The organism is Paraburkholderia silvatlantica, assembly GCF_003096715.1.
GTDB lineage: Bacteria > Pseudomonadota > Gammaproteobacteria > Burkholderiales > Burkholderiaceae > Paraburkholderia > Paraburkholderia silvatlantica.
Genome location: NZ_QEOL01000026.1, coordinates 20,216 through 36,299 on the forward strand (window position 1 = coordinate 20,216; position 16,084 = coordinate 36,299).

Consider the following 16,084-nt stretch of genomic DNA (forward strand, 5'->3'; position numbering starts at 1 on the left):
TCGATCTCCTGGGCAAAAAGCCGCGTGTGCAACGAACGCTGTGATGCGGCACTGCGGCGGTACAACGGTATCGGGTTATCCCTGAGACCGATTATGGCCATTTCGCGGCCCGATACACGCGGTTTTGCAAACGCTTAATGTTGTTACAGCGGGATACAGCGGGTGTAAGAGCCCATTGCAAAGCGTGACGCGGCTTGCGCGCACTGAGCAAATCGCGTGCCCAGGCCGGCGCCCAAGGGTCAAAAGGCGTGTACGCGAGGGCCGCGCGCGGAGCGTCTAGCACGCGCGCGTGACGCATCCATGAAAGAGCCTATAATCGGCGGACTCATTTCGCGGCTTATGCGCATGACATGACGCGCCCCGCCCCCCGCCGCTGCTCCCGCCTCTTTGTCAGAAAAATTCCTACACGTTAGCGAAACTTTTTCTCGCAACGCGTCGCGGCATCCGTCCGATTTCCATTTGTTGCCACCCCGGCCACAATGGACCCACGACCATAAACAGGCCGTTCGGATGCACTCGGGTTGTATCTGGGCGAGCAAACGTTTTCCGCAGGCGGTCTGACCAGCCGCCGCGATTTGATTCGGGGAAATCCATGAGCGCGACGACGCACAGCGACATGCTCGGTGAGATCAAGGAAGTGAACCTGTCGTACCTGTTGCTCGCGCAACGTCTTTTGCGCGAGGACAAGCCGGCGGGCATGTTCCGCATGGGCATCTCCGAGCAGTCTGCCGAGGTGCTCGCCAATCTCACTTTCGCGCAGACCGTACGCCTGGCCGCATCGAACCAGCTGCTTTGCCGCTTCCGGTTCGACGACCACGCCATCCTCAGCGCGCTTGCCGACAAGGGCAAAACCGCGCTGACCCACTCGGCGATCATCATGGCGGGCCAGGACGTCGAGCAGATCGGCTGAACCGCTTCGCGCCGCAGCGCGCGGCCGCGCATTGCATCCTTGCTGCTACCTGAACGGCGGCAGGGGCAAGCGCATTCCATTGCGGCTTCCAACGGGTGTCTATGGCGACAAAGAGTGTGGTGCAGGAGGTAAAGGAGATCGCGCTCGCGATCGAGCTGATCGAACTGGGCGCGCGTCTGCAACTGCTCGAAGCGGAGACCTCGCTCTCGCGCGACCGGCTCATCCGGCTTTACAAGGAAGTGAAGGGCGAGTCGCCGCCCAAGGGCATGCTGCCGTTTTCGACCGACTGGTTCATGACCTGGCAGCCCAACGTTCATTCCTCGCTGTTCTACAACACGTTCATGTTCATGAGCCGCCACGCGCGCTGCGAGCCGATCCACGCGATCGTGAAGAGCTACCGGCTCTATCTCGAGCATCTGCGGCTGCACGGCGAAACGCCCGCGCTGAGCCTGACGCGCGCCTGGACGCTCGTACGCTATTTCAGCTCGGGCCTCTTGCAGATGACGCCGTGCAGCCGTTGCGGCGGCCGCTACGTGGCTCACGCGCACGACCCGCAGCGCGGCTTCGTCTGCGGGCTGTGCCAGCCGCCCTCGCGGGCGGGGCGCACCCGGCGCAGCGCGCTTGCCTCGCAGATCGCCGCCTGAGGCAGATCGACGCGGCCTGACCCTGATTGATGCGGCTTGCCGCCGCCCGTGCAGGCCGGGACTCCGGATAAACCCGCCCCGTCCCGACGCAAAGGCCGCGCGGCCCCGCCGCACGGCCCCCGCCGCGGCGCGGCCGCATTGTCACAAGCAGTCGCAGGCGCAAACTGCACCCCCTTCCCGCGCGGCTTTGCGAACCGGCCCCAGATTCGCCCGCCATGCCGATGCAACGCAGGCGGAAGATGCCCGGCCGGCCTACGATCCGCGTCCACTCAAAGCCAAAGTTTTTCGCGCCGTTGCCGTAAACCCAGCTAAGGGCGCGGGCCGACGGCGGTTCGCGGCGCATTTCTAGTGAGGACCCGGCAGTGCTGATTATCGTTGGAACCCTCTTGACGATCCTTTGCGTCTTCGGCGGTTATGCACTCGAGGGCGGCCATCTGGCCGCGCTCATGCAGCCGATGGAGCTGCTCATGATCGGTGGTGCTGGCGTCGGCGCGTTCATCCTCGGCAACGGCATCAAGACCATCAAGGCCACCTTGCGCGTGCTTCCCTCGCTGTTCAAGGGCGCCAAATACAACAAGGACGTGTACATGGAGCTGCTCGCGCTGCTCTATGTCCTGCTCGCGAAGGCGCGAAAGGAAGGCACGCTCACGCTCGAAGCGGATATCGACGATCCGCAGAAGAGCCCAATTTTCACGCAGTATCCGAAGATCCTGGCCGACCACCACATCGTCGAATTCCTCACCGACTACCTGCGTCTCATGGTGGGCGGCAACATGAACGCTTTCGAGATCGAAAGCCTCATGGACGAGGAAATCGAAACGCACCACGCCGAAGGCGAGGCGCCCGCCCATGCGCTCGCCAAGGTGGGCGACGCGATGCCGGCGTTCGGTATCGTCGCGGCGGTGATGGGCGTGGTCCACACCATGGCGTCCGCCGACAAGCCACCCGCGGTGCTCGGCGAGATGATCGCCCAGGCGCTGGTCGGCACCTTTCTCGGCATTCTGCTTTCGTACGGCCTGATCGGCCCGCTCTCGAGCCTCGCGGAGCAGCGCGTGACCGAGTCGACCAAGATGTTCCAGTGCATCAAGGTGACGATCCTCGCGAGCCTGAACGGCTACGCGCCGGCCATTGCCGTGGAGTTCGGCCGCAAGGTGCTGTTCTCGACCGAGCGTCCGTCGTTCACGGAGCTCGAAGAGCACGTGCGCCGCGTGAAGGCGAAGTAAGGGCGGCCCATGAGCAACAACAAGGACCGCGCAATCGTCGTCAAGCGCGCCGCGCCGAAGAAGGCCGGCCATCATGGCGGCGCGTGGAAGCTCGCCTACGCGGACTTCATGACCGCGATGATGGCGTTCTTCCTGCTGATGTGGCTGCTTTCGTCGGCGTCGACGGTACAGCTGCGCGGCATTGCCGACTACTTCAACCAGCCGCTGAAGATCACGCTCTGGGGCGGCGACCGCAGCGCCGAAGACTCGAGCATCCTGAAGGGCGGCGGCCGTGACATCTCGTCGCAGGACCAGGGCGTCACGCGCCGCAGCGACGGCGCGACCGAGCGCTCGGAGCAAAACCAGTCGAAGCACAACGACGACGACGCCACGAAGCAGCTCGAAGGCTCGCTCGAGCGCAAGGAGCAGGTGCGCCTGCACGACCTGCAGGTGAAGCTGATGGCGGCGATCGAGGCGAACCCGGTGCTGCGCCAGTTCAAGCAGCAGATCCGCATCGACTCCACGCTGCAGGGCCTGCGCATCGAGATCGTCGACTCGCAGAAGCGCCCGATGTTCGCCACGGCGCGCGACGTGGTCGAGCCGTACATGCGCGACATCCTGCAGGCAATCGGCAAGACGCTCAACGACGTGCCCAACCGCATCGTCGTGCAGGGCCACACCGACGCCGTGCCCTATGCCGGCGGCGAGAAGGGCTATAGCAACTGGGAGCTTTCCGCCGACCGCGCGAATGCTTCGCGCCGCGAGCTGATCGCGGGCGGCATGGACGAATCGAAGGTGTTGCGCGTGCTCGGTCTCGCTTCCACGCAGAACCTGAACAAGGCCGATCCGCTCGATCCGGAGAACCGCCGCATCAGCATCATCGTATTGAACAAGAAGTCCGAAGACGCGCTCATGCACGACGACTCGACCACCACCACGCTCTCCGACGACGCAGCGGGTTCGGGCAAGAGCCTGCCCGCGCTCACGCCGGACGCCGTGCCGGGCAAGGCGGCGCCGGCCCCGGTGGCGATCGCGCCGAAGGTGGCAACAGCGGCGGCAACCGCGGTGGCGCCGGCGCTCGCCCCGGCCGTCGCGCCGGCAGCGCAATGACAACGAGGAACGGATGATCAGAAACATTCTGGCGATCGACGATTCGGTGTCCATGCGGGAGATCCTGCGTGCGGCGCTCGGCTCGGCAGGCTACGAAGTGACGGTGGCGAGCGACGGCGAAGAAGGGTTCGAGCATGCGCTCGCCCAGCGCTTCGATCTCGTGCTCACCGACCTTTACATGCCGCGCATGGGCGGGCTCGACCTGATCAAGCAGCTGAGGGCGAATCCTTCGTATTTCGAAACGCCCATCCTCGTGCTGACCACGGAATCGGACGAAGGCTTCAAGGCAGCCGTACGCGACGCAGGCGCGACCGGCTGGATCGAAAAACCGGTGGACCCCGAGCTGCTCGTCGATCTGGCGAGCGCGCTGGGCGAGGCCCGCCCTTGAGGTGCCGCGCGGCGAACGACCAGGCACCCCCCAGGCAATCAACGCGGTGAAAGAGCAATGACTCTCGACATCACTCAGTTCTATCAGACGTTTTTCGACGAGGCGGACGAGCTGCTCGCGCAGATGGAGCAGCTTCTTCTGAACCTGAACGTCGGCCGCCCGGATCCCGAGGATCTGGCGGCGATCTTCCGCGCGGCGCACTCGATCAAGGGGGGGGCGGCGACGTTCGGCTTCACGGCGTTGACCGAGACGACCCACATTCTCGAATCGCTGCTCGACCGCGCGCGCAACAACGAACTGGTCCTGCGCAAGGACATGATCGACACGTTCCTCGAAACGAAGGACGTGCTTTCCGACCAGCTCGGCGCCTACCGCGCGAGCGCCGAGCCCGACGCGCAAGCGGCGGCCGCCGTGCGCACGAAGCTCGAGCGTCTCTATGCGGAAAGCCGCGGCGTACCTGCGGCCGCGCCAGAACCCGCGCCGGCTCCGGCCCCCGCGCCGGCCCCGCAGGCGAGCACGGGTGCGAGCGTGGGTGACTCGGAAGAAGATCTCGAAGCCGCTTTCGAGATGCACAGCACGCTGGCGGCGGCAGGCTCGGGCGCGCCCGAGCACGTCGTGAGCGAGGCGATCGATGCGGCAGCCTCTGCGCCCGCTGCCGGTGGCGAGGCCGCAGCGGAAGGTCCGCACCTGCGCGTCACGCTGCGCGCCGTCGGCGCGAAGGACCAGGAACTGCTCGTCGAAGAGCTCGGCAACCTCGGCCGCATTCTCGGCCAGGTGAAGACCGGCGACGACCTCACGCTGTGGCTCGAAACCGATGTGACCGCCGACGACATCATCGCGGTGTGCTGCTTCGTGATCGACGAGAAACAGATTTCGATCGGCCGGGGCGCCGCGCCGCAAGGCGGCGCGCAACCGGCTGCGGCAGAACCCGCCGCGGCGCCGGCGCCTGCCGCGCCTCCCGCCGCAACGGCCGCAACGGCCGCGCCCGTCGCCGCGGCGCCTGTGCCGGTTGCGAGCGCACCGGCTGCGCAAGCCGAGCATGAAATGCCGCGCCCTCCCGCGAGCGCGCCGGGCGTCGCCGCACCCGCGCAGGCCGAAGGCGAGCGCAAGGCGCGTCCGGCCGCCGCCGCCGCATCGGCGGAAGGCAGCTCGATTCGCGTGGGCGTCGAAAAAGTCGACCAGCTGATCAACCTCGTCGGCGAACTCGTCATTACGCAGGCCATGCTGGCGGAAACCACCAGCACGTTCGACCCGGCGCTGCACGACCGTCTCTACAACGGCATGGCGCAGCTCGAGCGCAACGCGCGCGACCTGCAGGAAGCGGTGATGTCGATCCGCATGATGCCGATGGACTACGTCTTCAGCCGCTTCCCGCGTCTCGTGCGCGATCTCGCGGCGAAGCTCGGAAAGGAAGTCGAGCTTGTCACCTTCGGTCAGGCGACCGAACTCGACAAGAGCCTGATCGAGCGCATCATCGACCCGCTCACCCACCTCGTGCGCAACTCGCTCGACCACGGCATCGAAACCGTGGAAGCGCGCCGCGCCGCAGGCAAGGACGCGACGGGCCAACTCGTGCTCTCCGCCGCGCACCACGGCGGCAACATCGTGATCGAGGTGAGCGACGACGGCGCAGGCCTGCGCCGCGACAAGATTCTCGCCAAGGCGATCAAGCAGGGCATGCAGGTGAGCGACACGATGTCCGACGAAGAGGTCTGGAACCTCATCTTCCTGCCGGGTTTCTCGACCGCCGAGCAGGTGACGGACGTTTCGGGCCGCGGCGTGGGCATGGACGTGGTCAAGCGAAACATCCAGGCGATGGGCGGCCACGTGGAGATCACCTCGCACGCAGGCAAGGGCAGCACCACGCGTATCGTGCTGCCGCTCACGCTGGCGATTCTCGACGGCATGTCGGTGAAGGTGGGCAGCGAGATCTTCATCCTGCCGTTGAACTTCGTGATGGAGTCGCTGCAGCCGCGCCACGAAGACATCTATACGGTCACCAACGGCGACCGCGTGGTGCGCGTGCGCGGCGAGTATCTCCCGCTCGTGGCGCTGCACCAGGCGTTCAACGTCGAAGGCGCGCGCACGGACCCGACGCAGGGCATCGTCACGATCATGGAAACCGAGGGCCGTCGCTTCGCCATGCTGATCGACGAGCTGGTCGGCCAGCAGCAGGTCGTGGTGAAGAACCTCGAAACGAACTACCGCAAGGTGCACGGCATTTCGGCGGCGACCATTCTCGGCGACGGCAGCGTCGCGCTGATCGTCGACGTGGCCGCGCTCAATCGCGAGACGCGCGCCACGCATGGCGTGAGCGCCAGCGCAAATTCGGGTGCGTTCGCCGAATTCGCGTAATCGTGATGAAGACCGGACGCACTCAATCCATCATTTCCCAACCGTTCAGGGGCTAACGTGGCAGAAGTCCAATCGATTCAAGGCAACGGCGCGCACGGCGCGGTTGCCGGCGCGCAACGCCGCGACGCGCTGCAGGCCGACGCAGGCGGCCAGGAATTCCTCGTCTTCACCCTCGGCGCGGAAGAGTACGGCATCGACATCCTGAAGGTGCAGGAAATCCGCGGCTACGACAGCGTGACGCGCATCGCGAACGCGCCCGACTTCATCAAGGGCGTGATCAACCTGCGCGGCATCATCGTGCCGATCGTCGACATGCGCATCAAGTTCCATCTCGGCCGCGTCGAGTACGACCACCAGACGGTCGTCATCATCCTGAACGTCGCGCATCGCGTGGTCGGCATGGTGGTGGACGGCGTCTCGGACGTGCTCACGCTGCAGATGGAGCAGATCATGCCCGCGCCCGAATTCGGCGCGACGCTCACGACCGAGTACCTGACGGGCCTCGGCACCGTGGAAGGCCGCATGCTGATCCTGATGGATATCGAAAAACTGATGACGAGCCGCGAAATGGCGCTGATCGAGGCGCTGGTTTAACGCACACAGACGTAAAACCGGGGGGCCGCGAGGCCGGCGTGAGAGAGAGCGGACAAGCCGCCGCCAAAGAGCGGCAAGCCGCCTTCGTTCTTGCGCGCGCTTCGTGCGGGGCCTTGGGCGTAGCCGCGTCTGGCCGACCGCGTCTAGCCGACCGCGTCTGGCCGACCGCTACTGGCCACAATAGGCCGCCCCGATTCGCACAGGACAGGAGCAAACGAGATGCTGCAAAGATGGTCGATCCGCACGACGCTCACGGGCGTCGGGGTCATTCTGGTTGCGCTGACCGTGCTGGTCGGCGCGCTTGGGCTCGTCGCGCTCGGGCGTGCGAGCGACGCGTTCACCGAGATCGTGCAAGGCGATCTCGCGGCGATGCATGCGCTGAACGACGCGTCGTCGTATCTGCTGCGCACGCGCGTCGCTATCGACCGCGCCAGCGCGCTCACGGCAGCAGGCCAGGCCGACGATGCGAAGAAAGCGATCGATCGCGCCCAGGAGTTGCTCGGCAAATCCAACGAAGCCTGGCAGGCCTTCCAGAACGCGCCGAAGAGCGGTCTCGACGCCGCCACGCTCGACGCGCTCGCGGCGAAGCGCGCCGCGCTCATGCAGGACGGCGTGCAGCCCGAATTCGCGGCCCTGCGCGCAAACGATCAACCGGCCTATCACGCCATCGCCGATACGAAGATCAGCCCGATGTTCGTCGACTACGACAACGTCGCCGGGCCGCTTGCGCAGGCGCTGGAAGACAGCGCACAGGCGCGCGAGGTCGGCGCGCACGAGAAGATCGCCGTGATGCGCATCGCGATTGGCGTGGTGATCGCCGTGGCGCTCGTGCTCGTGGTGGCGATCCGCTTCGCCATCCGCGGCCTCATCGTGCAGCCGCTCGCGGACGCCGTGACGTGCTTCGAGCGCATCGCCCACGGCGACCTCTCGCGGCCGGTCACGGTCTACAGCGAAAACGAGATCGGGCGTCTCTTCGGCGGCATCAAGCGCATGCAGGAAAGCCTCGTCACGCTGGTGAGCGCGGTGCATACGGGCGCAAGCTCGATCGACGTGGGCGCGCGCGAGATCGCCATGGGCAACACCGATCTCTCGCAGCGTACCGAGCAGCAGGCCGCTTCGCTGCAGGAAACGGCGTCGAGCATGGAGCAGCTCACCGGCACCGTGCGCCAGAACGCCGAGAACGCGCGCCAGGCGAGCCAGCTGGCCGTCAACGCCTCGGACATCGCGACGCGCGGCGGCGAGGTGGTGGGTGAAGTCGTGAACACGATGCAGGGCATTGCGGCGAGTTCGGCGAAGGTCGTGGACATCATCAGCGTGATCGAAGGCATCGCGTTCCAGACCAATATCCTCGCGCTCAACGCGGCCGTGGAAGCGGCGCGCGCGGGCGAGCAGGGCCGCGGCTTCGCCGTGGTGGCGGGCGAAGTGCGCAGTCTCGCGCAGCGCAGCGCCAGTGCGGCGAAGGAAATCAAGGAACTCATCAACGACTCGGCCGAAAAGGTGCAAAGCGGCTCGCAACTGGTGGGCCGCGCCGGCACGACGATGGAAGAAATCCTGCAGGCCGTGCGTCGCGTGACCGACATCATGGGCGAGATCAGCGCGGCGTCCGAGGAGCAGTCGGGCGGCATCGAGCAGGTCAACCGCGCCGTCACGCAGATGGACACCGTCACGCAGCAGAACGCGGCGCTGGTGGAACAGGCGGCCGCTGCGGCGGCGTCGCTCGAAGAGCAGACGCGCCAGCTGCAGAACGTGCTCGGCGCGTGGACGACGGACGGCGCGACGGCGCGCAGCGTGGGTGCAGGTGAGCCTCGCGTCACGCAGGCCGCGCCGGTTGCCGCGAAACGCACGACGCCGTCTTCGGCTTCGGCGGGGACGAAGGCCGCGCTGGCGGCAACGTCGGCGGCAACTGCGGCGGCACCGGCGGAGACCGCGAAGGCTGCGGCAAAGCCCGCGGCGCAACCGGCAGCCAGGGCTGCGGCAAAGCCCGCAGCGAAACCGGCCGCGCCTGCGCGCGCCGAGACGTACGTGAGCACGGCAGCATCCGCTTCGGACGATTCGGACTGGGAAACGTTCTGAACGAACGGATAGAAAAGCAGTGAAGTACTGAACACGAGCAACTGCAATGCACATGAGCGCTACACAACGGCAAGACCTGCCGCGCCGGACCCCAGGGTCCGCGCGCGTCGCGCAGGCCGCCCATGCGCCGCACGCATTGCAACCGGGCAGGCGCGGCGCGCAGCAGTCCTGCGCCGCGGTATCCCATGCAGTGGGCGGCGCGCAATGCGAAGGAGCATCAGCATGAAAGCGCTGCGACATATGCGCCAGGACGCCGGCCCGCCAGGCGCTCAGGGCGGCTCGGGCGTCGAGAGCAACCGCGATTTCGATTTCACTTCGGCAGACTTCGAGCGCATTCGCGCGCTCATTCACCGCCGCGCGGGCATCTCGCTCTCGGACCACAAGCGCGACATGGCGTACAGCCGCCTCGCGCGGCGCCTGCGCACGCTCGGCCTCGACAGTTTTCGCGAGTATCTCGACCAGCTCGAAGCGCGCAACGACTCGGCCGAATGGGAAGCGTTCACGAACGCGCTCACCACGAACCTCACGGCTTTTTTCCGCGAGGCGCATCACTTCCCGATCCTCGCGGATTTCGTGAAGCGCCGCGCGGGCGGGCCAGGTGCGCAGCCGGTTTCGGTATGGTGTTCGGCGGCTTCGACGGGCGAAGAGCCGTATTCGATTGCGATGACGCTTATCGAAGCGCTCGGCGAGCGCGCCGCGCGCGAGGCGCGTGTGCTCGCCACCGACCTCGACACCCAGGTGCTCGCCAAGGCCGACGCGGGCGTCTACTCGTTCGATCAGGTGAAGCATCTGTCGCCGGAGCGTCTGAAGCGCTTCTTCTTCAAGGGCACCGGCTCGCACGCGGGACTCGTGAAGGTGCGCCCGGAACTGCGCGCGATGATCAAGTTCGAGCAGCTCAATCTCACCGACGCGGACTACGGCTTGCGCACGACGTTCGACGCGATCTTCTGCCGTAACGTGATGATCTATTTCGACAAGCCGACCCAGGCACAGGTCCTCACGCGCTTCGAGCCGCTCATGAAGCCGGACGGCCTGCTGTTCGCGGGCCACTCGGAGAATTTCACCTACGTCACGCAGGCGTTCCGTCTGCGCGGCCAGACGGTGTACGAACTCACGCGCGGCAGTCGGGCTCAGACCCAGGCCAATGCCTCGCCGCGCCGCGCGAACGACGCGCTCGGAGTGCCCGCATGAGCGCCAGTCTCCCGATCGCGACGAATCGCTATTTCGACGCGCATTTCCAGCGCCCCGGCGTGAAGCTGCTGCCCAACGAGTTCTACACCACGGGCGAGGACATGGTGCTCGTGACCGTACTCGGCTCGTGCGTGGCGGCCTGCATTCAGGACCGCACCGCCGGCATTGGCGGCATGAACCACTTCATGCTGCCCGACGACGGCGCGGACTCCGCCCACGCGCTCACCGGCGCCTCCGACGCGATGCGCTACGGCGCCTACGCGATGGAAGTGCTCATCAACGAGCTGATCAAGGCCGGTGGCCGGCGCGAGCGCTTCGAGGCCAAGGTGTTCGGCGGCGCGGCGGTGCTCGCGGGCATGACGACGATGAACATCGGCGACCGCAACGCCGCGTTCGTGCGCCGCTATCTCGCGACCGAGAACATCCGCATCGTCGCCGAGGACCTGCAAGGCTCGCATCCGCGCAAGGTGGCGTTTTTGCCGCGCACGGGCCAGGTGATGGTCAAGAAGCTGCGCCTGTCGCAGGAGACGAGCGTGGCGGAGCGCGAACGGCAACTCGCCGCGCAAACCGCCGAGGCGCGCGCCGAGCGGCTCGCGCGTGCGCGTGCGCGCGTCGAACTGTTCGGCGTCGGCAGCGCCGGGCGTGCGGGCCCGGGCGCCGCTGCGCCAGCTCATGGGGCCAATGCGGCGGCAAGCGCGGCGGTAAGCGCGGCAGCCCACGCGCCCCAGAATTCCCCATCCCAGCCGCAGAGCGCGCGCCCTCGCATCGAGCTGTTCGGCTCGGGTGTATCGTCCGCGCTGCGCGCATCCGGTCAAGACAACGCCAGGACAGTAGAGGAGGCGTGAACGCTGTGCAAAAAATCAAGGTTCTCTGCGTCGACGATTCGGCGCTGATCCGCAGTTTGATGACGGAAATCATCAACGCTCAGCCCGATATGACGGTCGTCGCCACCGCGCCGGATCCGCTCGTCGCGCGCGAGCTGATCAAGCAGCACAATCCCGACGTGCTCACGCTCGACGTGGAAATGCCGCGCATGGACGGCCTCGACTTCCTCGAGAAGTTGATGCGCCTGCGGCCCATGCCGGTCGTGATGGTGTCGTCGCTCACCGAGCGCGGCAACGAAATCACGCTGCGCGCGCTCGAACTGGGCGCCGTCGACTTCGTGACGAAGCCGAAGGTCGGCATTCGCGACGGCATGCTCGAATACTCGGAGAAGCTCGCCGACAAGGTGCGCGCCGCCGCGCGCGCCCGCGTGCGTGCGCACCACGCGAGCGCCTCGGCGCCGGCGGGCGCGGCAGCGCACGCGCACGGCCACGCCGCTGCGCAGCCTGCGAGCCCGGCGCCGATGATCAACAACCCGCTCGTCTCGACCGAGAAGCTCGTGATCGTCGGCGCGTCGACGGGCGGCACCGAGGCGATCCGCGAAGTGCTGCAGCCGCTGCCGCCCGACGCGCCCGCCGTGCTGATCGCGCAGCACATGCCGCCCGGTTTCACGAAGTCGTTCGCACAGCGCCTGAACGGGCTGTGCCGCATCACCGTCAAGGAAGCGGAGCACGGCGAACGTGTGCTGCCCGGCCACGCCTACATCGCGCCGGGCCACGCACACCTCCTGCTCGCACGCAGTGGCGCGAACTACATCGCGCATCTGTCCGACGACCCGCCGGTCAACCGGCACCGTCCGTCGGTCGACGTGCTGTTTCGCTCGGCGGCGCTGCACGCGGGCAAGAACGCCATCGGCGTGATTCTCACGGGCATGGGCCGCGACGGTGCGGCAGGGCTGCTCGAAATGCGCCAGGCCGGTGCGTACACGCTCGCGCAGGACGAGGCGAGCTGCATCGTGTTCGGCATGCCGCGCGAAGCCATTGCCATGGGCGGCGCCGACGAGATCGCCTCGCTCTCCGACATGAGCCGGCGCGTGATGAGCCGACTCGCCTCGATGGGCGACCGGGTTCAGCGAGTCTAAGGAATTGCCGATATAGAGGGATCATGCAGGCCGTAAACGCTTGCTCGATCGCTTGCGATTAATTTATCTGGATAGGCAGTGCGCTTCTCTGGATAATTGCCCGGGTTTTCGCCTGGAGGAATGGAACGTGATGGATAAGGGAATGAAGATTCTGGTGGTGGACGATTTTCCGACGATGCGCCGGATTGTCCGCAACCTGCTCAAGGAACTGGGCTACTCGAACGTCGACGAAGCCGAAGACGGCGCAGCGGGCCTCGCCCGCCTGCGCGGCGGCAACTACGAGTTCGTGATCTCCGACTGGAACATGCCGAACCTCGACGGTCTCGCCATGCTCAAGGAGATCCGCGCCGACGCGAACCTGTCGCATCTGCCGGTGCTGATGGTGACGGCGGAGTCGAAGAAGGAGAACATCATCGCGGCGGCGCAGGCTGGCGCGAGCGGCTATGTGGTGAAGCCGTTCACGGCCGCCACGCTCGACGAGAAGCTCAACAAGATTCTTGAGAAGATGGCCAAGACGGGGAGCTGACGTGAACGAGCCCATCAGTGCGCAACCCGGTGAGCCCGCCGGCGCTCATGGCGGCGAGTGGCCGGAAGCCGGGGGCGTCGAGCCGCTCCCGCAGCCACCCGAGTTCGACTTCGCGCCCCCTGCTGCGGGCGAGGCCAGCGAGCTGGCGACGGACCGCATCCTCGCGCGCATCGGACACCTGACGCGCAGCCTGCGCGACTCGATGCGCGAACTCGGCCTCGACAAGCACGTGGAGCGCGCCGCCGAGGCGGTGCCCGACGCGCGCGACCGGCTGCGCTATGTCGCGAACATGACCGAGCAGGCCGCCGAGCGCGTGCTGACCGCGATCGACATTGCCAAGCCGCTGCAGGAAACGCTCGAACGCGACGCGAAGGCACTGACGGGCCGCTGGGCGACCTGGTACGACGCGCCGATCGGCCGCGCGGAAGTGCGCCAGCTGATGGACGACACGCGCGCCTTCGTGGATGGCGTGCCGCAAGCCACCGCCGCGACCAACCAGCAACTGCTCGAGATCATGCTCGCTCAGGACTTCCAGGACCTGACGGGCCAGGTGATCAAGAAGATCATGGACGTGGTCTATCTGATCGAGCAGCAGTTGCTCACCGTGCTCGTCGAGAACATCGCGCCGGAGCGGCGCGAGCAGTTCGCGGCGACGGCGGCGGCGCTCGCGGAGACCCAGAGCAGCACGGGCAGTCCCGAAGGCCTGCTCAACGGCCCGCAGATCAATCCGGAAGGCAAGACCGACGTCGTGCAGGACCAGGCGCAGGTCGACGATCTGCTCGCAAGCCTCGGGTTCTGACCGGGTCGCGACCCGGAACGCATAGCTAGCGTTCGGCTAGCCGCCGCATGTAATCCAAGGCAGGCATACTAGTGCCCATGCCTTCGTGCCGGGCCGCGACGCGTATCGCGGTGCTGCAACGAAGCATAGTCAGCCGTTGCCCGTCCTGCTGCGTTTTGCCGCAACGTTCCCGCGCGGCCCCGGCAGCGTATGGTGCAACGCGCCATCGCAACAGGGAGGGGACGCCTTGTATCCATACACATCGTGCTGTGGCAAGGCGGCGCGCTCGTTTGCGCGCCGCGCCGCACCCCGCTGCGCGCCCGGCGCAGCGCTTTTCGGTTCCCTGCTTTGCGCGCTGCTCGCGGCGCCTGCGGCGCACGCCGCGCTAGGCGGCGCGCCCATGCCCACGCCGGCGGGCGCGAGCGTCAGCACCCTGAGCGCCGCTGCGGCGGCAGCGGCGACCGGCAACGCTTCCGCCGCAGCGCGCGCAGCCGTGCAAGGGGCGGCGTCGGGCGCATCCACGCCCCCCGCCTACACCGTCCAGCAGACCACGCTCGCCAACGGCACCGTCGTGCGCGAGTACCTCACGCAGGGCGGCACCGTATTCGGCGTGGCCTGGGACGGCCCGCAGATGCCCAACCTCGCCATGCTGCTGGGCAGCTACTTTCCCCAATACACGGCCGGCGTGAAGGCGAGCCACGCCGCCGGTCGCGTGCGCGGGCCGGGCGTGGTCGAAAACTCGAACGTCGTCGTACATTCGGGGGGCCACATGGGCGCCTTCTCCGGGCAGGCATGGCTGCCGCAGGCGTTGCCTGCGGGCGTCAGCGCCTCCGATATCCAGTGACGAGCGGAGGCCGAACGTGCTGACTTCAGTGCTGACTTCATGCCGTTTGCGCAGCTTGTGGCTGCGCCTTTTCCGGTTCTTTTCGACCACCGCACTCGTGGCTTCCGTTTCGCTCGTCGCCGCCTGCGGAGGCGGGGGCGGCAGCAGCAATAACAGCAGTTCGAGCGGCGGCAGTAGCGGCAGCGGCAGTTCCGCGGTTCCCAGTCCCACACAGCAGCCCACTGCGGCTACCGCCGCGAACACCGTGGGCGTCGTCGTGAACCGCGGACTGACCGGCACGCTGCCGAATATTCCCACTGTGACAGTGACGATTTGCGTGGCCGGTACGAACACCTGCCAGCCGATCAGCAACGTTCAGGTGGACACGGCATCGTTCGGCCTGCGCCTGCTTGCATCGGCGATTCCGTCACCGCTCCTGAACGCGTTGCCTGTAGCGTCGGCCAACGGCGGCACCCTCGCCGAATGCACGGCCTTCGCCGACGGCTACACGTGGGGCACCGTGCGTCCCGCCGACGTCAAGATCGGCGGCGAGACGGCATCCAATATTCCGATCCAGGTGATCGGCGACCTGGGCTCGAACACGGTGCCGTCGGCCTGCGCGGGCATTGGCAACGCGCAGAACACCGTGCAGGACCTCGGCGCGAACGGCATTCTCGGCATCGGCGTCGCGCCTTATGACACCTTCGGCACTTACTACTCCTGCCCCGGCAACACGAACTGCATCGCCGCAACGGTCACGCAAACCCAGCTGGTGGCCAACCCCGTGCCCAGGTTCGGCACGGACGGTAACGGCGTGATTCTGGAGATGGCACCCGTGTCCGATAGCGGCGCGCCCAGCGCGACGGGCACGCTCGTGTTCGGCATCGGCACGCAGCCGAACAACGCGATGACTGCCTCGCAAAGCTTCAACACGGACTCGTGGGGCAGGCTCAACTCCACGTTCAACGGGCGCACGCTCCAGACCTTCCTCGACTCGGGTTCCAACGCGATTTTCTTCGCCGACAGCGCCCTGCCCCAGTGCGGCGGCAATCTCGGCACGTTCTACTGCCCATCGTCCACACAGTCCTTCAGCGCGGCGCTCGTTTCCAATAACGGCGCCACCACCGGCACCGCAACCTTCAATGTCGCGAACGGGAACGCGTTGCTCGGCAGCGGCGCGAACTATGCGGCCAACAACCTGGCAGGGCAGTTCGGGTCGTCGGCGGCCCTCGACCTGGGGTTGTCGTTCTTCTATGGCCGCTACGTGTACTACGGCATGGACATGACCGCGTCCGGGGGCAAGGCGCCCTACGTCGCGTTCTGAGGTTGCGGGCGCTCCGGGCGCGCTTATCGTCGGGTTTGCGGCTCGCGAGCGCCTGCGCGCAACGCCCGCCGGCGCCCACCGGCGTCGGCCGATGATGCCGCCCCGGTTCCATCGGCCGAAATACCCCGATTTCCCCGGCTTACTCCGTCAATCGCTGCGTGGCTCCCGCGGCAATAATCGCTATCACTGAAAAAGGGCGCGCG

General features: G+C 66.8%; 15 protein-coding genes. All 15 read left to right on the top strand.

Annotated elements, in window-relative coordinates; genetic code table 11:
- Positions 1–592: 592 nt before the first annotated feature.
- The 15 genes from flhD (at position 593) to C7411_RS28650 (ending at position 15,881) form a co-directional block, all read left to right on the top strand.
- The gene (gene flhD, locus C7411_RS28580) at positions 593–910 is read left to right on the top strand and encodes a flagellar transcriptional regulator FlhD (protein WP_221207168.1); all 318 of its coding nucleotides are present in this window, start codon (positions 593–595) and stop codon (positions 908–910) included.
- 101 nt (positions 911–1,011) lie between these two features.
- Positions 1,012–1,554 carry a flagellar transcriptional regulator FlhC gene (flhC, locus tag C7411_RS28585; protein WP_110387246.1) on the top strand — a complete coding sequence of 181 codons (543 nt, stop codon included), beginning with the start codon at positions 1,012–1,014 and terminating at the stop codon, positions 1,552–1,554.
- Positions 1,555–1,916: 362 nt separating this feature from the next.
- A complete protein-coding gene (gene motA / locus C7411_RS28590; protein ID WP_110387247.1) occupies positions 1,917–2,777 on the top strand; it encodes a flagellar motor stator protein MotA in 861 nt (286 codons plus the stop codon).
- A gap of 9 nt (positions 2,778–2,786) precedes the next feature.
- Positions 2,787–3,866 carry a flagellar motor protein MotB gene (gene motB, locus C7411_RS28595; RefSeq protein WP_110387248.1) on the top strand — a complete coding sequence of 360 codons (1,080 nt, stop codon included), beginning with the start codon at positions 2,787–2,789 and terminating at the stop codon, positions 3,864–3,866.
- 13 nt (positions 3,867–3,879) lie between these two features.
- Positions 3,880–4,254, top strand: coding sequence for a response regulator (locus C7411_RS28600; protein ID WP_110387249.1), 375 nt, complete (start codon positions 3,880–3,882; stop codon positions 4,252–4,254).
- Positions 4,255–4,311: 57 nt separating this feature from the next.
- Entirely contained in the window at positions 4,312–6,609 is a 2,298-nt protein-coding gene (gene cheA, locus C7411_RS28605; RefSeq protein WP_110387250.1) for a chemotaxis protein CheA, read from the top strand.
- 57 nt (positions 6,610–6,666) lie between these two features.
- Positions 6,667–7,203: a chemotaxis protein CheW gene (cheW, locus tag C7411_RS28610; RefSeq protein ID WP_110387251.1), complete on the top strand. Its 537-nt coding sequence runs from the start codon at positions 6,667–6,669 to the stop codon at positions 7,201–7,203.
- A gap of 219 nt (positions 7,204–7,422) precedes the next feature.
- Entirely contained in the window at positions 7,423–9,276 is a 1,854-nt protein-coding gene (locus tag C7411_RS28615; protein ID WP_110387252.1) for a methyl-accepting chemotaxis protein, read from the top strand.
- A gap of 240 nt (positions 9,277–9,516) precedes the next feature.
- Complete coding sequence (locus tag C7411_RS28620; protein WP_110387337.1) at positions 9,517–10,467, top strand: CheR family methyltransferase; 951 nt, start codon at positions 9,517–9,519, stop codon at positions 10,465–10,467.
- A complete protein-coding gene (gene cheD / locus C7411_RS28625; RefSeq protein ID WP_110387253.1) occupies positions 10,464–11,312 on the top strand; it encodes a chemoreceptor glutamine deamidase CheD in 849 nt (282 codons plus the stop codon). Before C7411_RS28620 ends, cheD begins: the two co-directional genes overlap by 4 nt.
- Positions 11,309–12,430: a protein-glutamate methylesterase/protein-glutamine glutaminase gene (locus C7411_RS28630; RefSeq protein WP_110387254.1), complete on the top strand. Its 1,122-nt coding sequence runs from the start codon at positions 11,309–11,311 to the stop codon at positions 12,428–12,430. Before cheD ends, C7411_RS28630 begins: the two co-directional genes overlap by 4 nt.
- 130 nt (positions 12,431–12,560) lie before the next feature.
- Positions 12,561–12,956, top strand: coding sequence for a chemotaxis response regulator CheY (gene cheY, locus C7411_RS28635; protein ID WP_028212018.1), 396 nt, complete (start codon positions 12,561–12,563; stop codon positions 12,954–12,956).
- 1 nt (position 12,957) lies between these two features.
- Positions 12,958–13,755 carry a protein phosphatase CheZ gene (gene cheZ, locus C7411_RS28640; protein WP_165822910.1) on the top strand — a complete coding sequence of 266 codons (798 nt, stop codon included), beginning with the start codon at positions 12,958–12,960 and terminating at the stop codon, positions 13,753–13,755.
- A gap of 322 nt (positions 13,756–14,077) precedes the next feature.
- Positions 14,078–14,578 carry a DUF2844 domain-containing protein gene (locus C7411_RS28645; RefSeq protein ID WP_243413384.1) on the top strand — a complete coding sequence of 167 codons (501 nt, stop codon included), beginning with the start codon at positions 14,078–14,080 and terminating at the stop codon, positions 14,576–14,578.
- 19 nt (positions 14,579–14,597) lie between these two features.
- Positions 14,598–15,881 carry a DUF3443 domain-containing protein gene (locus C7411_RS28650; RefSeq protein ID WP_373682678.1) on the top strand — a complete coding sequence of 428 codons (1,284 nt, stop codon included), beginning with the start codon at positions 14,598–14,600 and terminating at the stop codon, positions 15,879–15,881.
- The last annotated feature ends 203 nt before the right edge of the window (positions 15,882–16,084 follow it).

What these genes read in the sequence shown, in the direction of transcription:
- flhD (WP_221207168.1), top strand. Translation starts at nt 593, where the DNA reads ATGAGCGCGACGACGCACAGCGACATGCTCGGTGAGATCAAGGAAGTG.
- flhC (WP_110387246.1), top strand. Translation starts at nt 1,012, where the DNA reads ATGGCGACAAAGAGTGTGGTGCAGGAGGTAAAGGAGATCGCGCTCGCG.
- motB (WP_110387248.1), top strand. Translation starts at nt 2,787, where the DNA reads ATGAGCAACAACAAGGACCGCGCAATCGTCGTCAAGCGCGCCGCGCCG.
- C7411_RS28600 (WP_110387249.1), top strand. Translation starts at nt 3,880, where the DNA reads ATGATCAGAAACATTCTGGCGATCGACGATTCGGTGTCCATGCGGGAG.
- cheA (WP_110387250.1), top strand. Translation starts at nt 4,312, where the DNA reads ATGACTCTCGACATCACTCAGTTCTATCAGACGTTTTTCGACGAGGCG.
- C7411_RS28615 (WP_110387252.1), top strand. Translation starts at nt 7,423, where the DNA reads ATGCTGCAAAGATGGTCGATCCGCACGACGCTCACGGGCGTCGGGGTC.
- C7411_RS28620 (WP_110387337.1), top strand. Translation starts at nt 9,517, where the DNA reads ATGCGCCAGGACGCCGGCCCGCCAGGCGCTCAGGGCGGCTCGGGCGTC.
- cheD (WP_110387253.1), top strand. Translation starts at nt 10,464, where the DNA reads ATGAGCGCCAGTCTCCCGATCGCGACGAATCGCTATTTCGACGCGCAT.
- cheY (WP_028212018.1), top strand. Translation starts at nt 12,561, where the DNA reads ATGGATAAGGGAATGAAGATTCTGGTGGTGGACGATTTTCCGACGATG.